The organism is Yoonia sp. F2084L (assembly GCF_023015625.1).
Lineage (GTDB): Bacteria > Pseudomonadota > Alphaproteobacteria > Rhodobacterales > Rhodobacteraceae > Yoonia.
In genome coordinates this window covers 236,260-257,837 of the sequence record NZ_JALKAH010000005.1, presented here as the reverse complement: position 1 = coordinate 257,837, position 21,578 = coordinate 236,260, and the positions used below count along the sequence as shown (strand labels likewise).

Sequence of the window (21,578 nt, the reverse complement as noted above, 5' to 3'; positions counted from 1 at the left end):
CGCCTGTCTTTGGCACAGGCGCCTTTTTCATGTCTTGGAGCCTATCAGCGACGCAGTGTATCGCCCGCAGCCAATGTCGGATCAAGCGCTACAATAGGGCCGTCAGGCACAGCATCGCCCGCATTCAGCGCCGCAATAATCTGTGCAGCTTTCACACCAATATCACGCCGACATGCATCCATCGTTGCCAATTGGCGCGGCAGACCATCAAGCAGTTCAACGCCATTGAACCCAGCCAGACCAACCTTGCCCGGCACGTCAATGCCCTGCTCAAGTAAATAAAGCAGACCACCGGCTCCAATCATGTCGTTTGAGTAGTAAAGAAAATCCAGATCAGGGGTGCGTTCCAACATCTTCGCGGTCATTTCGCGGCCTTTGGCAAGGGCGGATCCACCCGAATAGAATTCCTGATCCGCAATCTCGATCCCGGCTTTGGCAAGAGTACGGGTAAACCCTTCGAACCGCTTGCGGGCGCGGTGATCCAAAGGCATCTTGGTGCCCATAAACCCGATACGCTTGTAACCAGCCGCGATAATCTCTTCCGCCATTTTGCGCCCCGCGCGGCGATGCGAAATCCCGACGCAGTGGTCAATCGGCTCACCATCGGTATCCATAATCTCAACCACCGGAATGCCGGCCTGCTGCAACATCGCCTGTGAAGCTTCGGAATGCTCTAAGCCTGCAATGATCACCCCAGATGGGCGCCATGACAGCATCTCAAACAGGACCTTCTCTTCTTTCTCAGGCAAGTAATCCGTCACGCCAACAACCGGCTGCAATCCGGTGTCCTCCAGCGTCTCAGAAATCCCCGAAAGCACCTCGGGAAACACCATATTCCCCAACGATGGAATGATGACCGCGACCAGATTGACCCGTTGCGACGCCAAAGCACCCGCGATTTTATTTGGCACATAGCCCAGGCGTTTCGCCGCATCTTGGACCTTTTGGCGGGTCGCCGCACTGACATCGCCTTTGTTACGCAACACGCGGCTGACAGTCATTTCGCTGACCCCGGATGCCTCAGAGACATCACGCAGGGTCAAAGGGCGCTTGGGTGTATTGGTCAAAGGAAGGGTCCCGTCCGTCGTTTTCTTATTGTTAGCGGGGCTTTGCCACAAAAGCCAGTTCCGCATGACCGTTGACCGCAAAGGCAAACACAGGCATTCCGTCTTGGCAAACGGCCCCGTGGCTCAACTGGATAGAGCAGCCCCCTCCTAAGGGGCAGGTTATTGGTTCGAATCCAATCGGGGTCACCAAACTTCGCTTGTTGAGCGTCGCTGTTAGAAGGCGCTACCTGTGCCTGTTATGTACCGACCCATGTAATTCTATGCCGCAGCTGAAAGCCCATCGCGTTGCAGCAAGGGTTGCTCGAAGACTTGCAGCTTTCTCAGCGCTGGCAGGAACCGATTGTGCCGCTCGACCACGCCAAGTGCGGCCATTCCCATGCAGAACTTTGAACACTGCTTGGTGGGATGCATCTGCTGACCGCGCAGAATACTATCCGCCAAGCCGTTGCCCCGTGCCGATTTCGTTTCAAGAATGAAGTGGTCGGGTGCGGCGTGACGTTCCAGCGCTTTCGTGCGGAAGCTAAGATTGGTGTCAATCGTCATGCGTTCGCCACCATCCTTGGCGACAAGCGTGATCCGTGCGTAGCGCATCTTTAGCACAGGCTGCAAATTGCGACCAAGGGGTGTGCCGTACATTTCAGTGTGACAATCATCAATAAATGCCAATGCTTCGGGCGATAGACCAGCAGAGGTTTGATCCAGCTTGAGCCGTTTCTTCACTGTGACATTCCGCAGGTCCTTAAGCTTGACCTCAAGGTAACTGAATCCAGCGTCGACATAGTTTCGCACCCGTACTTTGCAGCGTTTGCGCCGGCCCTGATGATGGTCAAAGTAGGATTGTGCAGCCGCATCGTCATGATACTCGGTCGCGTAGATGAACGACTTTTTGCCGTCGATCTCAAGAACATCGAAATGATCGGCAAAGGCATTGAACGCAGGAAGAAGGCGATCCGCAGGTACAATGTATTTGTTATCCAGCCGCTCCAGCATTGCCGCTTTTGCGTTCAGGCCCTCTAATGTGATCGTGTCAAATGTCGACAGGCTTTGAGCGATACGATGGTCCATGATGCTTACCTCAGCTTGCGTGATTATTTGCGATAGAAGACGTTGATCTGCGCCATGTCGGTGATGTAGTTCAGCGCGATAATCTGATAGGTCATGACCTCAACACCCAGCCTTTCGGACAGGTCTGTGCGCATCTTTGCGGGGTCGGACAGGGCGTCGGGGTCGATCTTATCGAGAGTGATCTTGATGCCATCGACAGACTTCAGAATGCGCGGATGGTCGAAAACATAGGCTCCGATCAAAACAAACCCGACAACGACGATCACAAACGGCATTGTGGTGCCTTGCACGGAACAAACCACTGCGATGGCGATAGAACCAAAGAAGTAGGTGATCTCGATTTTACTGATCTGTTCTGAGCGTAGAGTGAAAAGGGCAAGGATCGCGAACAGGCCGAAACCGGCGGCCAGCGAAAACTCAACCGAGCCAAGGATCGTCAGAACCCCGAAAGCAAAAATGTTGAAGAGCGACGCTGCGGTGACAAGTTCCTTGTCGCGATACCGACTATAGAAAAGGCCAAAAATCAGGCACGTCATCGCGATGACGTTCAGTAAGAAACGTTCAATTACTCCGCTTGTAAAAAGATCTTCCAGCATTGCTCCATCCATTCCAATCTTCGCTGCCACGATGGCCAGCATTTGATGAAAGGGATGGCAGGAAGAAATGGCAGCGGCCTGCATGGCCGGTGAAGGGCGCGTAACACTTTTATGAACAAAAGATGACAGTTTGACTTGCGCGCGACATGCACGCCCCGGATCACGCCCTCACTATATCTCTGGATCAGCCTTGTTGTATCAGCGGTGCCCCGATCTGCGCCGCGCCATCAGCCTTGGGTCATGCAGAACCTTCGCGTTCATCTGATGTTCATTTCTATGACAGGACAGCTGTCATCTATGACCGCTAGTTTCACCCTTCGAACAAAAAGATTTTAGACCGTTTATCAATTGCCCAAAGTAAGGAGGGAGTAGATTGCAGAACTGGTTCCTCCCTTCTGTTCCGATAAAGGCTGGGTCGCGCAAGCCGGTCTTTCGGTTTGCAATCGTGAGTGCATTTTTGTGTTGTGTGCTGTCGCCAGCCGCTGCCCAAACAGCCAGTTTTCGGTCTGTGGATACAAACTCTGACAATGTGCTGAGCTTTGATGAGCTGTTTGAGGCGTTTGGCCGAGACGGAGCTTTTCAAATACTGGAGCAGTCCGACCACAACAATGATGGTCGCGTGACAATTCATGAGTTGCGCCAAAATCCAGAACAAGCCCGTAACTCTGACGACGATGGAGATGATCGGGACGATAGTAATGATCGCGACGATGATGACGATGACGATGACGATGACGATGACGATGACGATGACGATGACGATGACGATGACTGAGGTGCCTTTGCGGCAATGGCAATCACGAAAAGCAGATACTTATGCGTTCATGTGACATTCATTCATCCGTCCAAAAGACGTTCATCAGTCTGCCGGAAAACAGTCAGGTGCAGCTGTCAAAAGGGGGTCATCACAATTGTCTGAACCAGGAGTAGACCAATGACCACGATGACCCCGCTGAGCGCCACACTTTGCACAACTGCCAAGTGGGCCTTTACAACCCGTCGCGTTGATCGTTGCGATGTCCGCGATCTATCTACAAACTATGATGCCGCAAAAGCCGGTGACCTGATCCTGTGCCAAATCGCCGAGATCGGACAACATAAGAAAATTCAACTCGCCGAGCGCCGTGCCTCAGAAAGCTACCCCGGCGACTTGGTCGTTCTATGCATTGGCGACCGATATGCCCCTGACCAGTTCCTCGCCAGCGCTGTGATTGACGATGATCTGATCGACCTCGTCGCAGGCGGCGGTATAGCGGGTCGCATTGATGCATCGCATGTCCGCATTTCCGAGCCGACCCGACTGAAGCCAATCGGCCTTTTGGTCGGTGAACATGGCAAGATCATGAACATAGCAGATTATGTTTTGCCGCAGCTTCCCGCAAATGACCACGTGACCGTGATCGGGGTCTTTGGGGCCTCTATGAATTCGGGCAAAACGACAGCGGCCTCCAGTCTTGCGCACGGGCTGATCCGCGCCGGTTATTCAGTTGCAGGCGTCAAGGCGACAGGCACCGGTGCATTTGGTGACTTTAACAGCTTTGAAGATGGCGGCGCGCCGGCACTGGATTTCACCGACGTCGGTATGCCGACAACATACCGGATGCCGATGGAGCAGATCGAGGCAGGCTTTGACACGCTTGTGGCAACAGCCGCCGTACGAGGCGCCGAAATTGTCGTGGTCGAAATTGCTGACGGGGTGTTCCAGCAGGAAACCCGCGCGATCCTCAGGTCATCAACCATCCGCGACCGGCTGGACGGCATCCTTTTTGCAGCACCAGATGCGCTCAGCGCTTTGGGCGGCAAGTTGGTGCTTGAGCAGGTCGGTCTGTCACCCTTCGCGATCTCTGGCATGGTCAGCTGCTCGCCGCTTGCGGCAGCCGAAGCTGCCGAAGCGACCGATTTGCCAATCGTATCGCGCGAAGACCTTCGATCCCCTGACACCATCATGCAGCATGTTGCACCGCTGATGCGTCGGGAAACCAACGACGTAGCCGCATGAGTACTTCCCCAACTCTGGCTACAAGGGACCGCGTCATTGACGCGGTCCTCGTCGTGTCGTGTGGCATCGCGCAGGCAGCAGCTCTTGCTGTCTGTGCGTTTGCCACACGAGATGCGTTCGCGGCACTGCATACTGGCGGCGGGCTTGCGATACACACGATGCTTGCACTGGCAGCGGCAGGCATTGTCGCCGCGATCTGCTTGCTGCTATCGCGACGGCGCGCTGAAAGCCTTGGACAAAGCTATGCAATAGCCTTGCGCCATGCGTTATATAAGCAGATTGCAAGGCTGCCAAAATCGCGCCACGATGAACGTCGTGTCGGGGCATTGTCTTTGCGATTTGTCGGTGATCTGTCCGCTGCCCGGTTATGGTTCGGGCGTGGTTTGCCAGACGTGCTGTCTGCGTCAGTGGTCCTGCCCGCTGCTGTTGCGATCCTGTTTGCCCTTGATCCTACCCTTGCGACCGCAGGCCTGATACCACTAGGCGCTGCCCTTGTGGTCATGGTGCTGGCCGCCTGGCATTTGGAGCGTCGTCACCGCAAATTGCGCCACCGCCGCGCCAGTATCGCGATTGCAATGATCGAACGTATCGCCATCGCCCCCGATCTTGATCTGATGGGCCGGACGAGCCGGGAATTGCGCGCATTGGACGGACAAGGCGCGTCGCTCCGTGATGATGCCGTCGCCCGCCGGGGCCGGACCGCAGGGCTTCAAGCGATTTTGCAAATTGGGGTAGCGCTCTCGGGTCTGACAATGCTGTGGCTGGCCAGCCGTAATGGCATTGCACCGGCCACGGTCGCTGCGAGCCTGTCTGTTTTGGCGCTTATCGCCATGCCGATGCAGGACCTTGGGTCTGCATGGGACAAGTATTGCGCATGGCGTGTTGCGCGCGAAAAGGCCCAACGGCTTTTGAACGAACCGGTCATGAGGCGGCGGTCGCGGTCAAAGGCTGGACCCGTTTCGGTGACGCTCACCGGGATGTATCGAGGCAAGCCAGTAAAGGTCGACGCAAACCGTGGTGAAGTCACCAAACTGACCGGCGCTTCAAGCCACACGCTTGCCCGACTTATCGCGGGGCTTGATGCAAGCAACAGCGTCGATGTCCGCTTTGATGGCCAGGCACAGCGACCAAGGATCGCCCATATCGGTGACGATCATCTGGGTCTGCAAGGCAGTTTACGGCGGTCTGCAACCTTGATGAGCCGGAAACGCCCAACTGACAAACGCATCGCCCAGACCTTGACCGCATTCGGTCTTGAAACACTGCTAAGCGCACCACAGGGCCTGGACCAACGGATGTCAGAGAACGGCAAAGGCCTGACGGCCGCTCAATCGCTGCGGCTTGAGCTTGCACGTGTCGTGTTAGGCAAATGCGATGTGATCGTGATTGCATCGTCGCGCTGGTCGGCAGAGCCTGATCAAAACAGCTTAATCGAAACCCTGCGCGGGATGACTCCGGCAACAATCATCATAGCGCAAACGGCAGTTTCCTCTACTATTGCACTAGACAACGAAAAGGCTCTCTAACATGCGTTCTACAACCCTTTTTGGCATCTATGCGGTGGTTATTGTTGGCTTGATCGGCGGCTTTGCCGGGATGACCCTTTATAGTCTCGACAAAGCACGCTGGTGGGATGCCCGGACGCAACTGGCACAAGAATCCTTCAGCCTCCACCAGCGATTGGAATCGAACCTGTATCGTCTGTTCAAGCAGCGCGGCGATGCCTTGCTGATCGGTGACCGTGATGGGGGGGCATTGGAAAGCGAATTACGTGACGCGATCGCACAGAACCTTGCCGATATTCGCAATGTCATCGGTCGCGAAATCCTGATGGTCGGTGAAGAAGAAATTGAAGAGCTCGAACTGCTTGATACAATCGAAGCTGACATCAGGTTTGTCGATGACGCCATCGCGACATTGACGGCATCAGGCGACCCGATTGATACCTTCATTCAGATCGAGCGTTTGGCGGCACTTCTTGATGGCGATATCGACGAAGAGCTTGACCGCAAAATCGCAGCCGCACTTGCCGAAGAGCGCGAGGAAACCGAAGAAGTACTCGCCGAGGCATCAGCTTTTCGCGCCTGGAACGAACAACTGGTTTACATGATCTTGCTGGGTGCAGGGGCAACGGTGATTGTGGGTGGTGTGTCTTTCAACGAGCAGATACGCAAGCCGATCATCCAGTTGCAACAAGGCTTTCACCGGCTGCGCGATGCAGATTACTCTGAAGCTGTCCACCTTGGTGGCAGTCGGGAATTCCGCGAACTCGGCACCGTGCTGAACAGTATGAGCGAGGGCCTTGCTGCCCGTGAAGCCACCCGTGCGGAGCAGAAGAAACACCTTGAGGACACGGTTGAAGCGCGCACCAATGAGCTTCAGCAACTGGTCTACAAGCTTGAAAACGGCGAAGAGAACCGCAAACAACTGATGGCCGACATCAGCCATGAGTTGCGCACACCGCTTGCAATTATCCTGGGTGAGGCAGAAGTCACGCTGCGCACCTCGACAAACCTCAGCGAGGACGTGTCGGATGCTTTCGCGCGAATCCGCGATTCAGCCAAGCATACGAACCAAATCGTTGACGATATGTTGACTGTCGCGCGTTACGAAGCCGGCCAGCTGCGGCTTGACCGCAAAGACATTGATCTACGCAAAGTCATACGTGACGCTGCATCAATGTTTCCAAGCTCGGTCATTATTTATGAACCCGACGAACCGGTGACCGCCAGCATAGACGAAGTACGCCTGCGGCAGTCCGTTCTGGCGCTTTTGCAAAATGCCCGGCGCTATGGCGGACCGATGATAACTGCCTCGGTGCAGCAAAATACGACATCTTACATCATCGCGGTCGAAGACAATGGGCCCGGCCTGAACGACGCCGAAAAATCGCAAGCGTTTGAGCGCTTTTTTCGCGGCTCGAATGCATCGGGTCAGGGCATCGAGGGTAATGGACTTGGTCTTCCGGTCGTCAAATCAATCGTCGAAGCGCATGGCGGCACAGTCGCATTAGAGGATAGGAGCGAAAGCGGACTGCGGGCGATCATTACCATCCCAAGCGAGCCGCACGTTAAGATGGTCGCACCAGCAAAATAGCAAGAAACTGTCAGAAACTCTGGTTTGTAAAGCCAACGTAAACTCAAGAAAAGTGTCTTACCTGATAAATCGGGGCTAAGATCCCTTCCTGACTTAGCAATGGGAGCCGTCGCAAATGAATATCTTACTCGTCGAAGACGAGACGCGCGTGGCCGATTTTATCCGCCGTGGATTGGCGGCAGAAGGTTGGTCCGTGGATCATGTCGGCGACGGCGAAGATGCACTCGAACACGCGGCAGTCAATAGCTACGATGTGATCTTACTTGATCTGATGTTGCCCGGCATTCAGGGTCAGGATGTGTGCCGGAAACTGCGTGCGCGCAAGTCAACGACACCCATCCTGATGCTGACTGCCCTCGATAGTCCCGAAGAAAAGGTCAGCGGCCTCAAGATGGGTGCTGATGATTATCTGACGAAACCGTTCGACTTTGATGAATTGATTGCGCGCGTCGAGGCGCTCCACCGACGCGCAAAAGGGTACGAAACAGACGTCAGTGAGACACTCATCACCAGCGGCGCGCTCACCTTCGACCGTGCGTCCCTACAGGTTTCCGTGGAGGACCAAGAGATCGAACTGTCAAAAAAAGAGCGTGATTTGCTTTTACTATTCCTGACAAACAACGGGCGCGTCCTGTCTCGCGAACGTATCCTAAACGTCGTTTGGGGCCTCAACGCTGATCCGTTAACCAATGTTGTGGACGTCTATGTTGGCCGCCTTCGCCGCAAGATCGGCCCCGAAGGAGCAAGGATCGTAACGTTGCGAAATGTGGGCTACCGGATGTCCTAGGGTCCTGACCCTAGTCGTTGTCTGTAAGACCCGCACCTGCCCCGGCGATCCGCGACGCATCGGTTTCGGGGACATAAGTCTTTGCAGCCAAATCCAGCCAGATTTGCCAGTCATGGCCGGGTATTGTCACCGGGCCGCAGGCCGCTTTCAGGACGGTCGTATCGCTGCGTGTCACAACGGGTCCGTCCCATTTTTGCGCAACACCGTTCTCTGCCAGAAACGCACCGACTAAAGGTGCATGCCTGATATCGGTCAGCACAGCAGTTGTGCAGCCCATCGCAAAAGCGTCCCGGATGATGGGGCCGATCAAGGCGGCAGGTCCCTGCTGGACTTCGACACAGCCCTCGGCCCATCTGACATCAACTTGGCTCAACCGTTCCTGCAAGGCCATCGTAATTGGCTGCACGGACGCGCCGGTGCCTGCCAGATAGGCCGCAACGCGCCCAAGGTCTTCGGCTTGGCCTGTCGGAAAGCCTGCCCCACGCGCGGCCTTTTTCACCAACCCTTCAACTTCATTCAGCGCCCACATCAGATGCTGGCCACTGGCAGCCACCAATCGTCCGCGTTGTCCAATTCATCAAAAAGTGGCGCACCTTGGGCCAAGGTGATCCGGGTCCAGCGGTCTGACTTTGGGTCAAACTTCGCAGCCCCAAAGAACGCGAGCTTGCAGCGCAGAATGTCGATGGGCAGGCAGGTTTCACTGATCAGGTTATCGCGGATTTCGGCGTAAGGGTGCCTTTGCATGGTTTGCACCCGCCGGGTCGCGGCCCGGTGCTGGGGATGCTGAGCAAGGAATTGGCCGATCGGTGTGATATCATCGGGCACGTCAAGGGACAGCGCTTTGACCTGCCGCCCGATATCCAATGGTGATTCACGATCAGCCCCCGGCTCTGCGTGCCTGTTGCCAAGGCGGGGTTCGAGTTTTTCCTCGGATACGTACCAAAACTGCGCGCATTCCTCTGGCGCGTCGTAATCCACATCGCAAGCCCACGCCCAATCAGTGCTAATCAACGCCTTCAGGTCGCAGCAAGCCATCGTCGGGTCGAGTTCGGGCACAAAGGGCGTGGCCATACAATCCGTCAGCCCGTCAACCAGATCGCCAAACGGTTCCAGCATCAGTGCTGCGATCAGCTCTTGTGTGTCGATGGACCAGCGGATGCTACCTTCAATAATCTGATCAATCGGGCGCTGCGTGCTCATCGCTTCTGGTGTCAGGGTTCCGGCAAATTCGGGCCATTCGCGGCGTAGTGTTGCGATGCGCGATGCGGCGATTTCATCCGGGACCTCCCATTCGGCAATGTGCTGGGCTGCGCGGATCACCAGATCATAAATCCGGCTGATCTGATCGGCATCTAGGCTGGGGATCGCGCGCACCCGCGCGATGGCGGTTTCGCGGACCTGCATCCAAGCATCCAGCAACAGCGGGTGGTTGACCAAGAACGGTGCCATACCAAGCCCGGTGGAATTGCCGATCCCGAGGTGGCGTTTGGCGTCGCGCGCGAGGGTGCCGCCGCCCACATGTTCGGCCAGATCATGGGTGAAACCACGGATCAGCCAGACGGTCAGCATTTCGGCCATGAAGGGCCCGCCCATGCCGGGGCGGCCTGCGATATGCCCCCGGTCTGCAATCCCGAATTTGCCGTTGCCGTAGACCGCTGTGGTGCGCATCAGATACCCGGTATCGCGGATTTTCTGCGGGTCAGGTTGCTGGCCTGCCTTCAGCGCATCAGTGACATGATCAAACAGCCGGACAGATTTGTTCGCCCGACTCAACACCAGATCGCGCGCCGTGAAACGTGCGGCTTCTTGCAAAGGAGCACTGGCAACGATGCGGTCGATCTCAGACTGTTCGGGGATGCCGTCGTAAAGGACATATGCCGTGTCCCAAGCGGTCGCGATCACCCGGTCTGTGCGCATCTCGGGTGGTAGGTCCGTGGACACTGCCACCAACGCATAATCGTATCCGCCAAACCGCAGCGTATAGACGGCATGCCCGTAACCTTCGGCGGACATCTCCCACACAGGCCGTTTGACCGTGACATCATCGGATGCGAGCGCCCGCATCAGCGTTCGCAGAAATGACAGTCGCGTTGGAAAAGCCGCGCCCATGCGGCGCAGTCGCATGACGGTATCTGGCGGGCGCAGCGGCAGCTGATCTGGAAGGGCAATATCTTTCATGACCCCCAATCTAGCGCCCGAGACGGGCGTGACCTAGCACAAAAACGACGCATCTGGGCGAAGTGATTGGCAAATCTATGGCGGCTTGGATACACGGGCGGAACAAAACCTGTGTGATTGCGTTGGATAGGGTGAAGGGGGCAGTTTCGATATGATCAAACGGTTAAGCGCCGCTTTGCTTATTTGCGCCACACCTGTCACTGCGCAAGAGGTCCGACTGGTGTCCCCAGCCGCACGCGATGCGCTGAACGAAGCGTCGCTTTTGCGCGCCCTGGATGAAACAGCAGCCCCACAAGACTATGTCGCGGCGGCCCGTGCCGATTATCGGCGCTTGCTGACTGCCCTTTATAGCGAAGGCTATTATGCTGGCGAAATCTCAATCACGGTGAATGGAACCGAAGCTGCGAACATTTCGCCCTTGGCTGCGGCCAATGCGATTGATGAGGTGGTGATCACCGTCACACCCGGTCGCAGGTTTACCTTTGGGAACGTTCAAGTGGCACCTTTGCCACCGCTAACCACGATTCCCGAGGATCTGGGACCCAGACGCACAGCAAGGTCCGCGCGCATTCAATCCGCCGTTTCGGCCAGTATCAGCAGTTGGCGCGAAATCGGATACGCCAAGGTCCGCATCGCAAGTCAGTCGATCGTCGCCCGCCACAGTGATGCGAAACTGGATGTCGATATCGCCGTCGATCCCGGTCCGCGCCTGCGCTTTGGCCCTTTGCAAGTGTCGGGCAATGAAACTGTCAGCGATGATCGCATCAGGCAGATCGCGGGTCTGCCCACCGGTGACACCTACGACCCAGACGATATTGCTGCCGCAGAACGTCGTCTGCGCCGGACAGGGACCTTTGAAAGCGTCGCGCTGACCGAGGCAGATGAAATTGGTGCCGGTGACACCCTGCCCATCAACGCGCAATTGTCCGAAGGGAAACCGCGCCGTTTTGGCTTTGGTCTGGAGCTTTCGACGATTGAGGGGCTGACCGTTTCAAGCTTCTGGCTGCATCGCAATTTTCTGGGTGGGGCAGAGCGGTTCCGCGTTGATGCAGAAGTGTCAGGTATCACGGGCGAAACCGGAGGCACCGATTACAGCCTTGGTGGCACTTTCACGCGGCCCGCCACCTTTGGTCCGGATACGGAGTACTTCCTCAGCGGTGAGATTTCGCGCGAGGATGAGCCGGAGTTTTTGCTGGATAAAGTTGCGGTGGAAACCGGGTTTTCGCGTATCCTGAGCGATGATCTGACAGTAAGGGCAGGTGTCGGCCTGCTGCGCGCCCGAGAGGAAACCGATATCGAGACCCGCGAATATACGCTGTTGACGCTCCCGCTTGATGCGACTTTGGATCGGCGCGACAATCCGTCTGACGCGCGGGACGGGTATTACATTGATCTGGACGCGACCCCGTTTATCAGCACTGATGGCGAAATCAGTGGCGCACGCCTTTATGGCGATGCGCGTGTTTACTACACTTTCAGCGCGGGGACCGGCCTGATCTTTGCTGCCCGTGCGCAGGTGGGCAGTGTTCTGGGCGCCGGTGTGTCAGAGGCACCAGCGGACTTTCTGTTCTATTCTGGCGGTGGTGGCACCGTGCGGGGGCAACCCTATCAGTCGCTTGGTATTGATAGCATTGAGGATGGTGAGAGCGTGACGACAGGCGGGACGTCATTTGTCGGCGCGCAGCTTGAGACGCGGTTCGAGGTGCTGGAAAATATCTCGCTTGTTGGGTTCTACGATTTTGGTCATGTGGGTGTGACGACAACACCTGGTGATGACGGCGAGTGGCATGCGGGTGCTGGCATTGGTCTGCGATATGACACTGGTATCGGACCCATCCGTCTTGATTTGGGCACGCAGGCCAGCGGCGACAATATGGGCGAGAATTTGCAGGTCTATATCGGGATTGGGCAGTCGTTTTGATGCGGTTTATCGCCATATGTGCTTTGGTTTTCTTGCCCTGCACCGTGTTTGCGCAGACCCAAGAGGATGAAGATAAGGGTTATCTGACCGAACTGATCGAGGAAAACCTTTCCGGTGTCAGTCGTTCGGTGAATATCCAAGGGTTCAATGGCGCGCTCAGTTCTGAGGCCACCATTGATCTTTTGACCATCGCAGATGCCGAAGGGGTCTGGCTGACGCTGGAAGATATCGTGCTCAGTTGGAGCCGCGCCGCACTTTTGCGCGGTGCGATTGATGTGGACGAACTGAGCGCTGCACGCATTATCGTGTCCCGCCCACCTGTTGCCGAGGATGCTGGGCCGTCGCCCGAGGCGCAGCCGTTTTCTCTGCCTGAGTTGCCTGTGAGTGTCGCACTCGACCAGTTGCGCATCGACCGGGTGGAACTGGGCGAGGCGTTCTTGGGTGAACCGATCGCCGTGACGCTAAGCGGTTCGGCACAACTGGCGGACGGCGAAGGGGCGGCCAATGTGATCGCCGAGCGCTTGGGCGACAAGGCCGGCGTGTTTGAGATTAACGGCAGCTATGTGAACGCCACACGTGTGCTGGATTTGCTCTTGAACCTTGAAGAAGGACCCGACGGGATTGCCGCGCGTCTCCTCGATCTACCGGGGCGTCCTGCGGTGCAGTTAGAGGTCGCAGGCAACGACCCTTTGGATGATTATGAGGCGACAGTGTCGGTTGCCACAGATGGGCAAGACCGCTTGGCGGGGACGATTGGCCTGACCAGCGACGCAGATGCGCAGCAGATCACGGTTGATCTGGACGGTGATATCTCACCTTTGTTTGCGCCTGAATATCAAGGGTTCTTTGGAAATGATGCGCGCCTTGCGGCACAAGTGGTGCAGACAGCCGACGGTCGCGTTGATGTCCGTGGGCTGACACTGGATGCCGGGCGCGTCTCGCTGAGTGGGGCTGCGAAACTGGACGCACAGGGCTGGCCGGAACTGATTGATCTGACCGGCGGTATCACCCCGCTGGGCAATGAACCGGTGCTGTTGCCGCTGACCGGGCCCAAGACATTCGTGGACGGCATGGATTTGGCGATCAGTTTTGATGCTGACCTTTCGGACGAATGGCGTGCCGATATTGCCGTTGAGGGGTTTGATCGGCCCGGTCTGGGGATTGAAACGCTTAGCCTCGAAGGTGGCGGTATCTTGCGGTCTGGCGAAGGGGCGCAAGCGGGCCTTTTTACTGCGGACCTGCAATATGGTGCCGCGGGTTTGCAGCTCAGCGAGGCAGGTGCTGCCGAAGCCTTTGGCGATGAAATTGGCGGCGTGTTTGTGGCCTCGCGCGGCGAAGGTGCGCGGACTGAGATTTCGCGGTTTACGCTTACCGGTGCCGGGCTGAACGCACAGGCCGATGCGACGATTGCGGGGCCTGATGCGGGCTTTCAGACGAGCGCGAATATCAGCGCTGAGATTGCGGGGATTGAGCGGTTCGCGATCCTGATCGGCCAAGATATCGGCGGTGGTGCGGCTTTGGCCGTGCAGGCGACGCTGACGCCCCTTGATGGGTTGTTTGATATCGTCTTATCGGGTGAAACGACTGACCTTTCCGTTGGTATCCCCGAGGCCGACCGCGTTTTGACAGGCAGCGGGATTATCGCCGCGCAAGCCGTGCGGGATACGGAAGGCACACGTCTGGAAAACCTGCGCATTCAGACAGATGCGGCCAATCTGCGTGCCGACGCTGATCTGACCAGCGAAGGTGCCGATGCGCGGATCAACGCAAGCCTGAGCGATGTCAGTTTGGTTCTGCCACAGCTTTCAGGACCAGTGGGTCTCTCGGGCGATGTCAGCCAGCGCAGCGACGGTGTGATCGCCTTTGCGCTCAGCGGTACAGGCCCTGCCGCTACGTTTGAGACAAGCGGCACTGTCAATCCGGCAGAGGCCGGTCAAACCGTCAACACGACCCTGCGCGCGCAGGTCCGCGATCTGACGCGCTATGCGGCGTTGGCAGGCCGACCTTTGTCGGGGGCAGTGGCCTTGGACGCTAGTGGGGTGTTACTGAGCGATGGTTTGCGGTTTGACGGCAATATCAGCGGGACCACGCAAGATCTGGTGACAGGGATCGACAGAATTGATCCTTTGCTGACCGGGGACGGGACATTCACTGCGCAAATCGCGCGACCCACCGCGCAGGGCATTGCGCTGAGCGATCTGCTTGTCGCAACGCCTGCCATGTCGTTGCGCGGTGCTGCTGATGTGTCTTTGGATGGGTCAAACACCGCTGACCTGCGGTTTGTGATCAACGATGCCGCCCTTCTTGACCGCAGCCTCAGCGGTCCAATTACGATGTCGCTGGATGCGGTCCCCGCGCCGGATGAGGCGACAGACGTGGCGTTGCGCGTGCGCGGGCCGGGCACCAATGTTGTGCTGGATGCTGTCGTTGCGTCACCCGCCAATGATCGCGAGGTGACAGGCGAAATCACAGCGCAGGTCGAAAGCCTTGCCACCTACGCCACACTGATTGGGCAGCCCGTGGCAGGCAGCATCGACCTGACCGCGTCGGGGACAGTCTTGCCTGATCTAACCCGGTTTGAAACGCGGGTGAACCTGCGCAGCGAAGACTTGGCGATTGGAAATCCAACACTCGATCCGCTTTTGGCAGGCACCGGCCGCATCAACGCAACGATTGGGTTGGACGACGCTGTTCTGGGCGTGCGCACGCTTGAAGTTTCAACGCGTGAGGTGTCGCTGGTCGGCGCGTTGAACGGGGCTGCCGGTTTTGGCCAAGGCCGGTTCAACGCCAGTTTACGCGATGTCGGTGTGCTGACGGATCAGATCAGCGGACCGGTCCGGGCGACCGGTGCCGCGTCACTGGATGAAGATGGCAACTGGGGGATTGATGCCACCGGGACAGGGCCGGGCGGTCTTGCTGCGCAGATCATTGGCGAGGTCAGTCAGGAGGGTAACTTGGCGATTGACGTTGACGGCAGCGCGCCACTGGCGCTGGCCAATGCCGCACTTGATCCGCGCCGCCTGAGCGGTCTTGCGAACTTTGATCTGAGTGTGAATGGGCCTCCAGCGGTGTCGTCTTTGAGCGGGCAGGTGACTTTTTCAAACGGACGACTGGCCGCGCCCAACTTGGGTGAGGCGCTGACAGATATTGCCGGTGACATCCGGCTGGTCAGTGGCACGGCACAGATTGATCTGCGCACCCGGGTGGAAAGCGGTGGCGGCGTGAATGTCAGCGGGCCGATCGCTTTGGAAGGACCCAATCAGGCGGATGTGACAGTGACACTGGAGGAGGTCGTGTTGCAGGACCCTGAGCTTTATTCATCCAGTATATCGGGTCAGATCAATCTTGATGGCCCCTTGCAAGGCGGGGCGCGGATTTCGGGCCGGTTGGAACTGGGCCAGACGGATGTGCAGGTGCCGTCATCGTCAATCAGCAGTCTGGGCGCGCTGCCGGACGTGACGCATGTGGGGGCATCTGCGGCGGTCCGTCAGACGTTGCGCCGTGCCGGGCTTTTAGAGGAAAACGGCGGGAATGGTGGCCGTGGCGGCGGCGGAGGTCGCGCGTTTCCGCTGGATATCGTGATCAATGCACCTTCACGCATTTTTATCCGTGGGCGTGGCCTGGATGCGGAATTGGGTGGCCGCCTGACGATTGGCGGCACCACCGACAATGTGATCCCGGTGGGTCGCTTTGCGCTGGTGCGGGGGCGCATTGATATCCTGCAACAGCGGTTTGAACTGACCGAAGGGGTTGCGACCTTGCAAGGTGACTTTGCACCCTTCATCCGGTTGGTGGCCCGCACTGAAACGGACAATGGCACCGTGATCAGCATCATCGTCGAAGGCCCGGCGGGCGAGCCTGAGGTGAGCTTTGTGTCCGTCCCGGAACTGCCGCAGGATGAGGTCCTGTCGCAGTTGATCTTTGGTCGTGATCTGGAAAGTATCAGTCCCTTGCAGGCGGTACAGCTCGCCTCGGCGATCAATACCTTGGCAGGTCGGGGCGGTGGGGCGCTCAGCGACTTTCGCGAAAGCATCGGTCTGGATGATCTTGACGTGACAACCGATGACGAAGGCAACGCGGCAGTGCGTGCCGGCGCCTACGTTTCTGAAAACATCTATACGGATGTGACCGTGACAAGCGAAGGCGAAACAGAGATCAACCTCAACCTCGACATCACCAATGAGATCACAGCCAAAGGCAGCGTTGATCAGGATGGTGAGACAGGCGTTGGTGTGTTCTTTGAGCGGGATTACTAGGCGCGCAACAATGCTTGGGTCACGTTCAATTCCGCAATCCTGATCAAGCGTGGTCGGGTCAGACGGTTACAACTCCTCGTCATGAACGCTATGTGGAGACCGCGATGTCACTGACTGACAAGCTGATTTGGCAGATGGAGATGCACTTGCATCAGACAGTGACGCTAGAGGCGCTGGCCGATGCTTGCGCTGTCAGTCCTTACCATATGGCCCGCAGCTTTCGGCAGGCGACGGGTCTATCACCCATGACTTATCTGCGTGCGCGCAGGCTGTCGGTGGCGGCGGTCAATCTGGCGACTGGCAATCGCGACATCCTGACCATCGCATTGGATGCGCAATACAACTCTCATGCGGCGTTCACCCGCGCTTTTGCCAGCTATTTCAGGGTGCCACCCAATAGCGTGCGCAAGGCGCGGTCATTGCAAAACCTGAACCTGATGGAGCCTTTGAAAATGGAACAAGAGTTGATTGTGGATGTCCCCGCACCTGAAATGAAAAAGCGTGACGCTTTCCGTGTGATTGGTCTGAGCACCAAGTGCAGCTTTGGCAACAACAGCGCGATCCCACCTTTATGGGAGGCCTTTAACGGGCGCATTGATGAACTGGATGCCGATACGGACGGTCCATTCTACGGCGTCTGCTGCGATGTGACCCCGAATGAAGATTTTCGCTATGTCGCCGGTGTGGAGGGCAATGCGTCAAGCAAGATCCCCAAGGGCATGGATGATGTGACAATCCCGGCAGGCAAATACGCGGTTTTCACCCATAAGGGGCACATCGCGGACTTTCCCAAAACGGTCTACACCGTCTGGAACAAGGCCTTGCCCGATGCCGGTTTGACCCCGCGCGAAGCGCCAGAGTTTGAGCTCTATGACCAGCGGTTTGATATCGCGACCGGACGCGGCGTTGTTGAGCTTTGGATCCCTGTCGCATAGCTAAGCGGCGAGCTTTGTGAATTTGTCGGTAGGCCCTGTCGCGCGATATTGGTCCAAACGTCAGGCATTTCTGACCCAGACCGGACATTCACCGCGACTGGTGGCAAGATCAGCGTTGAAAGACATTCCTGCCATTGGTTTAGGGCTCAAACAGCCTTTGTGTTCAACTCACTCAGATCGCACCCATAGATATGATGTCTTCAATAGTGTGTGCCGCAAGAAGGGTTCCCGCTCCGACTGAGGCGCACAATTGAGGAAGTATAAGCCACTCTAACGTCCAGGCACGACCCGATCGAAAGCCTTCGTGACGGGCTGATCGGTTCAGATTTGTAGCCAGCACTGTGGCGAAATCTGCCAAGGCGACCAAGGCTTCGGCTTTCACCGGGTTGTTCTTATGCGGCATCGCGGATGACCCACCGCCCGTGAAGGTGATGTTTTCTGCACCGGCCAAAGCAAAGACACAGACATCCTCGCCGATTTTCCCTGTTGCAATTGAGATGCGCGATAAAAGATACGCGACATCCAGAACAACGCTGCGGTCTGTGTGCCAGGCCTGTCCGGGATCCCGCAGGCCAAGGTTTTCGGCGAAGGCCGCCCCGATGGCCTGCGCCTGTGCATGATCGCGCGCACCGATGGGTCCACCCCATTGCACAATCCTGACCTTGTTTGTCAGATCGCGTGCATCATTCATCAGGCGTTCGAACGGATTTCGCCAACGGCCAATAACGTCATGAACAGTGGTCTGTAAGGCGGGCTGCATCCGCGTGTAGGCCGGCATCGTCCGTCCTTTAAAAGCGGCCTGCATGTCTAACAGTTGTTGATCGAGTGCGGACATGCGGTTTTCCATGACTGACAAAACGTCGCCCAGGGCGAGCATAAGGCTGGTGTCCATCACGTCTTGCGAGGTCATGCCTGTGTGAACCAAAGCTGCGTGATCAGGACCCACATGGTCGCGCAACAAACGCACCAGCGCCGGGATTGGCACGCCGTCTTGCGTAGTGCCAGCTTTCAGCGTGCTTGGGTCTATCGGCGCATTCTCGATGGCTACAGCGACACGGTCGGCTGTACCGTCCGCCGCCACACTACCTATCGCCCGTGTCCAGGCCGCTTCGACCTTTAGCAGGCGTCTGAGTTCTGCATCCGGCTGAAAGATCGCGGCGATTTGCGTGTCGCCCAGCAAATCGCCAAGCCAAGGGTGGGTGGCTGTATCGATCATGCCGAGCGCAGCCCCAGCATGGCGCGGGCTTGTGAAGGGGTGGCAACTGGGCGGTCATATTTGGCGCAAAGGTCGGCCGCCCGTGCGATCAAGGCGGCGTTGGACGGTGCGAGCGTTGTTTTGTCAGAGCGTATATTGTCCTCAAGCCCCGTGCGCGTATGTCCCCCTGCCGCAATGGCCCATTCATTCACAATAATTTGGTTAGCGCCGATGCCCGCAGCGCACCACTGTGCATCCGGCGCGCGCGCCTGCATCAGCTGCGCATAGAAATCAAAGATCTCTTTATCGGCAGGCATGGCGTTTTTTACACCCATTACAAACTGCACGTAGAGCTTGCCGTATAGGTCCCCACGCTCATGCATCGCCAGCGCTTGCAAGATGTGGCTCAGGTCGAACGCTTCGACCTCGGGTGTGATGGCGTGTTGCTTCATCTGTGATGCGAGCCAAGCGACCAAATCAGGCGGATTTTCGTAGACCCGGGATGGAAAATTGTTTGAACCGACCGATAGCGACGCCATATCAGGCCCAAGTGGTAACATACCACCGCGCTCCTGACCTGCCCCTGACCGTCCGCCGGTTGAGAATTGAATGATCACACCGGGGCAGTGCTTTTTAAGGCCCTCTTGCAAGGCTGCAAACTTGTCAGGGTCGCTCGATGGGGTCTCATCGGCATTCCTGACATGGGCATGTATGATGCTTGCGCCTGCTTCCACGGCCGCATGGCTGCTTTCGATTTGTTCGGTAACGCTGATGGGAACGGCAGGGTTATCCAACTTTCGCGGCAAAGATCCGGTGATGGCGCAACACAGTATGCAGGGTTTTCCAGCAACATCAGACATCGAAAAATACCGTTTCGTTCGCACCTTGAAGGCGGATGGTATGCGCATAACCCGTATCGGTCTTGGTCGCGATAAGGGTTTCGGCGCGTGCACCAGCAAGGCCTAGAACAGGATCACCGCCATTGTCTTCGTCAGGAAAATAGAGGCGGGTCGTCAGGCCAAGGTTGATCCCGCGCGCAACAATCCACGCAAGGATATGCGGCGCGTGCTCACCATTGCGTCCGGGCTTCAGTGTTTTGAAAAGGGCAACACCGGTGGATAGATCAGAGCCTTGACGACCCCAGTTCTGAAACGCAGGCGTCGGGGTATAGTTCCCGTCTGGCCCGGCTTGCCAAATCTCGATCAATGCGTCTTTGACGGGCGCATCTTCACCATCCAGGACCGTGATGGCGAGGGTCAGCGCATCGGTGCCTTCTGGCACCATCAAGCCACCCAGTTGTTTGCCCATGCGACGCTGTTCCAAGCCTGCGGTCTGCGGGGCGCATCCAATATGCACATAGGGTCCGGCCGTTTGTGAGGGGCTTTCCTTTAAGGTCATCAGGTCCCCTCCAGCTGGTTTTCAAAGACTGTCGCATCACGCCCGCGCAACACAATATCAAAGCGGTAAGCGCGGATATCCATTGGTTTCGTCCGCTTCATATCCAATCGGGCGACCAGCCGGTCAATCGCGTCGTCAGACGGAATAGACTGTACGATGGGGCACAGGGCGATGTGGGGGTCGCCTTCAAAGTACATTTGCGTGATCAGCCTTTGCGCAAAGCCGTCGCCAAAGACAGAAAAGTGGATATGCGCGGGGCGCCAGTCGTTGCCGCCGTTGGGCCAAGGGTACGGTCCGGGCAGGATTGTGCGAAAGCTATAGCGGCCTTCCGTATCGGTCAGACATCGCCCGCAGCCGCCGAAGTTATCATCAAGTGGCGCAAGATATCCGTCATTCACATGGCGATACCGGCCCCCGGCGTTGGCCTGCCAGACCTCGATCAGCTTGCCGGGTACGGGGCGGCCATCTTCATCGCGCAAAGTCCCGTGCACGATGATCCGCGATCCCTGCGCTGTTTGGCCAGTGGCGGCGTAATTCGTGATCAAATCATCATCCAGCGGCCCCAGATCACCCTGCCCAAAGACAGGTCCTGTCAGCTCTGTCACTGTTTGTGGTATCTGCAAAAGCGGCTGTTGCGGCGCGCGCAGATGGGTAGAGCGATAGCCCTGATAGAACGCCGGCGGATGCCATGACAAATCGCGCGGTTTGAATGGCGCGTCAGTCATTTTCGGCCATCTCTGCAAGGGTCTGTTTGGCCAGCTTTAACGCGTGATTGGCACGCGGGACGCCTGCATAAACGGCAACATGCTGAAAGGCCTCTGCTATATCGCGTTCGGTGGCACCAGTGCGCACTGTGGCACGAATATGCATCGGGATTTCTTCAAAGTTCCCGGTTGCAGCCAGCAGCGCCAGCGTCAGCATCGACCGTTCGCGCGCCGGGATCGCAGGGCTTGACCAGACTTGCCCCCAGGCGCCGGTTGTAATCAGCGATTGAAACGCCTTGTCCAATGAACCTGTGCAGGCCAAGGCGCGATCTACATGCGCATCACCCAGAACGGCCCGGCGGGTGGCCATGCCTGCCTTTG

The 21,578-nt window shown here is 57.4% G+C and carries 18 protein-coding genes and 1 tRNA gene; 9 read left to right on the top strand and 10 right to left on the bottom strand.

Features of this window, described 5'->3' with window-relative positions; translation table 11 throughout:
- Positions 1–44: 44 nt before the first annotated feature.
- The gene (locus MWU60_RS15360; protein ID WP_247228261.1) at positions 45–1,067 is read right to left on the bottom strand and encodes a LacI family DNA-binding transcriptional regulator; all 1,023 of its coding nucleotides are present in this window, start codon (positions 1,065–1,067) and stop codon (positions 45–47) included.
- 112 nt (positions 1,068–1,179) lie between these two features.
- On the opposite strand from MWU60_RS15360, the gene MWU60_RS15355 reads away from it, so the two are divergent.
- Positions 1,180–1,256: transfer RNA gene (locus tag MWU60_RS15355), tRNA-Arg, on the top strand.
- Between the two features lie 69 nt (positions 1,257–1,325).
- On the opposite strand, the gene MWU60_RS15350 is transcribed toward MWU60_RS15355, so the two are convergent.
- A complete protein-coding gene (locus MWU60_RS15350) occupies positions 1,326–2,132 on the bottom strand; it encodes a polyphosphate polymerase domain-containing protein (protein WP_247228260.1) in 807 nt (268 codons plus the stop codon).
- Between the two features lie 23 nt (positions 2,133–2,155).
- Positions 2,156–2,728, bottom strand: coding sequence for a DUF4956 domain-containing protein (locus MWU60_RS15345; protein WP_247228259.1), 573 nt, complete (start codon positions 2,726–2,728; stop codon positions 2,156–2,158).
- A 466-nt stretch (positions 2,729–3,194) separates the two neighbouring features.
- Here MWU60_RS15345 and MWU60_RS15340 point away from each other — a divergent pair, with 466 nt between their 5' ends.
- The 5 genes from MWU60_RS15340 (at position 3,195) to MWU60_RS15320 (ending at position 8,610) form a co-directional block, all read left to right on the top strand.
- A complete protein-coding gene (locus MWU60_RS15340) occupies positions 3,195–3,503 on the top strand; it encodes a hypothetical protein (protein WP_247228258.1) in 309 nt (102 codons plus the stop codon).
- A gap of 159 nt (positions 3,504–3,662) precedes the next feature.
- A complete protein-coding gene (locus MWU60_RS15335) occupies positions 3,663–4,727 on the top strand; it encodes a hypothetical protein (protein ID WP_247228257.1) in 1,065 nt (354 codons plus the stop codon).
- Positions 4,724–6,253, top strand: a complete 1,530-nt coding sequence (locus MWU60_RS15330) for an ABC transporter ATP-binding protein (RefSeq protein ID WP_247228256.1) — start codon at positions 4,724–4,726, stop codon at positions 6,251–6,253. The genes MWU60_RS15335 and MWU60_RS15330 overlap by 4 nt, the downstream gene beginning before the upstream one ends.
- Before the next feature lies 1 nt (position 6,254).
- The gene (locus MWU60_RS15325; protein WP_247228255.1) at positions 6,255–7,823 is read left to right on the top strand and encodes a HAMP domain-containing sensor histidine kinase; all 1,569 of its coding nucleotides are present in this window, start codon (positions 6,255–6,257) and stop codon (positions 7,821–7,823) included.
- Between the two features lie 115 nt (positions 7,824–7,938).
- On the top strand, positions 7,939–8,610 hold the full coding sequence (locus MWU60_RS15320; protein ID WP_247228254.1) for a response regulator transcription factor: 672 nt from the start codon (positions 7,939–7,941) through the stop codon (positions 8,608–8,610).
- Positions 8,611–8,620: 10 nt separating this feature from the next.
- On the opposite strand, the gene MWU60_RS15315 is transcribed toward MWU60_RS15320, so the two are convergent.
- Both MWU60_RS15315 and MWU60_RS15310 read right to left on the bottom strand, forming a co-directional pair.
- A complete protein-coding gene (locus MWU60_RS15315) occupies positions 8,621–9,163 on the bottom strand; it encodes a DUF3726 domain-containing protein (protein WP_247228253.1) in 543 nt (180 codons plus the stop codon).
- Positions 9,139–10,788, bottom strand: a complete 1,650-nt coding sequence (locus MWU60_RS15310) for a hypothetical protein (RefSeq protein ID WP_247228252.1) — start codon at positions 10,786–10,788, stop codon at positions 9,139–9,141. The genes MWU60_RS15315 and MWU60_RS15310 overlap by 25 nt, the downstream gene beginning before the upstream one ends.
- 151 nt (positions 10,789–10,939) lie before the next feature.
- Here MWU60_RS15310 and MWU60_RS15305 point away from each other — a divergent pair, with 151 nt between their 5' ends.
- The 3 genes from MWU60_RS15305 (at position 10,940) to MWU60_RS15295 (ending at position 17,900) form a co-directional block, all read left to right on the top strand.
- A complete protein-coding gene (locus tag MWU60_RS15305) occupies positions 10,940–12,709 on the top strand; it encodes an autotransporter assembly complex family protein (protein ID WP_247228251.1) in 1,770 nt (589 codons plus the stop codon).
- Positions 12,709–16,965, top strand: coding sequence for a translocation/assembly module TamB domain-containing protein (locus MWU60_RS15300; protein ID WP_247228250.1), 4,257 nt, complete (start codon positions 12,709–12,711; stop codon positions 16,963–16,965). The genes MWU60_RS15305 and MWU60_RS15300 overlap by 1 nt, the downstream gene beginning before the upstream one ends.
- A gap of 104 nt (positions 16,966–17,069) precedes the next feature.
- Positions 17,070–17,900 carry an AraC family transcriptional regulator gene (locus MWU60_RS15295; RefSeq protein WP_247228249.1) on the top strand — a complete coding sequence of 277 codons (831 nt, stop codon included), beginning with the start codon at positions 17,070–17,072 and terminating at the stop codon, positions 17,898–17,900.
- Positions 17,901–18,072: 172 nt separating this feature from the next.
- Here MWU60_RS15295 and MWU60_RS15290 read toward each other — a convergent pair whose 3' ends face one another.
- The 5 genes from MWU60_RS15290 to pcaC are packed head-to-tail and all read right to left on the bottom strand — an operon-like array spanning position 18,073 to position 21,567.
- Positions 18,073–19,116 carry a lyase family protein gene (locus tag MWU60_RS15290; RefSeq protein WP_247228248.1) on the bottom strand — a complete coding sequence of 348 codons (1,044 nt, stop codon included), beginning with the start codon at positions 19,114–19,116 and terminating at the stop codon, positions 18,073–18,075.
- Positions 19,113–19,955 (bottom strand): 3-keto-5-aminohexanoate cleavage protein, encoded by an 843-nt coding sequence (locus MWU60_RS15285; RefSeq protein ID WP_247228247.1) that lies wholly within the window; start codon positions 19,953–19,955, stop codon positions 19,113–19,115. The genes MWU60_RS15290 and MWU60_RS15285 overlap by 4 nt, the downstream gene beginning before the upstream one ends.
- Positions 19,948–20,493: a protocatechuate 3,4-dioxygenase subunit alpha gene (pcaG, locus tag MWU60_RS15280; RefSeq protein WP_247228246.1), complete on the bottom strand. Its 546-nt coding sequence runs from the start codon at positions 20,491–20,493 to the stop codon at positions 19,948–19,950. Before pcaG ends, MWU60_RS15285 begins: the two co-directional genes overlap by 8 nt.
- Entirely contained in the window at positions 20,493–21,218 is a 726-nt protein-coding gene (pcaH, locus tag MWU60_RS15275; protein WP_247228245.1) for a protocatechuate 3,4-dioxygenase subunit beta, read from the bottom strand. Before pcaH ends, pcaG begins: the two co-directional genes overlap by 1 nt.
- On the bottom strand, positions 21,211–21,567 hold the full coding sequence (gene pcaC, locus MWU60_RS15270) for a 4-carboxymuconolactone decarboxylase (RefSeq protein WP_247228593.1): 357 nt from the start codon (positions 21,565–21,567) through the stop codon (positions 21,211–21,213). Before pcaC ends, pcaH begins: the two co-directional genes overlap by 8 nt.
- Positions 21,568–21,578: the final 11 nt, after the last annotated feature.

Excerpts from the sequence above, each read along its gene's own strand:
- pcaH (WP_247228245.1), bottom strand. The coding sequence starts at position 21,218 with ATGACTGACGCGCCATTCAAACCGCGCGATTTGTCATGGCATCCGCCG.
- MWU60_RS15350 (WP_247228260.1), bottom strand. The coding sequence starts at position 2,132 with ATGGACCATCGTATCGCTCAAAGCCTGTCGACATTTGACACGATCACA.
- MWU60_RS15335 (WP_247228257.1), top strand. The coding sequence starts at position 3,663 with ATGACCACGATGACCCCGCTGAGCGCCACACTTTGCACAACTGCCAAG.
- MWU60_RS15290 (WP_247228248.1), bottom strand. The coding sequence starts at position 19,116 with ATGATCGATACAGCCACCCACCCTTGGCTTGGCGATTTGCTGGGCGAC.
- pcaG (WP_247228246.1), bottom strand. The coding sequence starts at position 20,493 with ATGACCTTAAAGGAAAGCCCCTCACAAACGGCCGGACCCTATGTGCAT.
- MWU60_RS15295 (WP_247228249.1), top strand. The coding sequence starts at position 17,070 with ATGTCACTGACTGACAAGCTGATTTGGCAGATGGAGATGCACTTGCAT.
- MWU60_RS15310 (WP_247228252.1), bottom strand. The coding sequence starts at position 10,788 with ATGAAAGATATTGCCCTTCCAGATCAGCTGCCGCTGCGCCCGCCAGAT.
- MWU60_RS15345 (WP_247228259.1), bottom strand. The coding sequence starts at position 2,728 with ATGCTGGAAGATCTTTTTACAAGCGGAGTAATTGAACGTTTCTTACTG.
- MWU60_RS15320 (WP_247228254.1), top strand. The coding sequence starts at position 7,939 with ATGAATATCTTACTCGTCGAAGACGAGACGCGCGTGGCCGATTTTATC.
- MWU60_RS15285 (WP_247228247.1), bottom strand. The coding sequence starts at position 19,955 with ATGTCTGATGTTGCTGGAAAACCCTGCATACTGTGTTGCGCCATCACC.
- pcaC (WP_247228593.1), bottom strand. The coding sequence starts at position 21,567 with ATGGCCACCCGCCGGGCCGTTCTGGGTGATGCGCATGTAGATCGCGCC.
- MWU60_RS15330 (WP_247228256.1), top strand. The coding sequence starts at position 4,724 with ATGAGTACTTCCCCAACTCTGGCTACAAGGGACCGCGTCATTGACGCG.
- MWU60_RS15325 (WP_247228255.1), top strand. The coding sequence starts at position 6,255 with ATGCGTTCTACAACCCTTTTTGGCATCTATGCGGTGGTTATTGTTGGC.
- MWU60_RS15305 (WP_247228251.1), top strand. The coding sequence starts at position 10,940 with ATGATCAAACGGTTAAGCGCCGCTTTGCTTATTTGCGCCACACCTGTC.
- MWU60_RS15300 (WP_247228250.1), top strand. The coding sequence starts at position 12,709 with ATGCGGTTTATCGCCATATGTGCTTTGGTTTTCTTGCCCTGCACCGTG.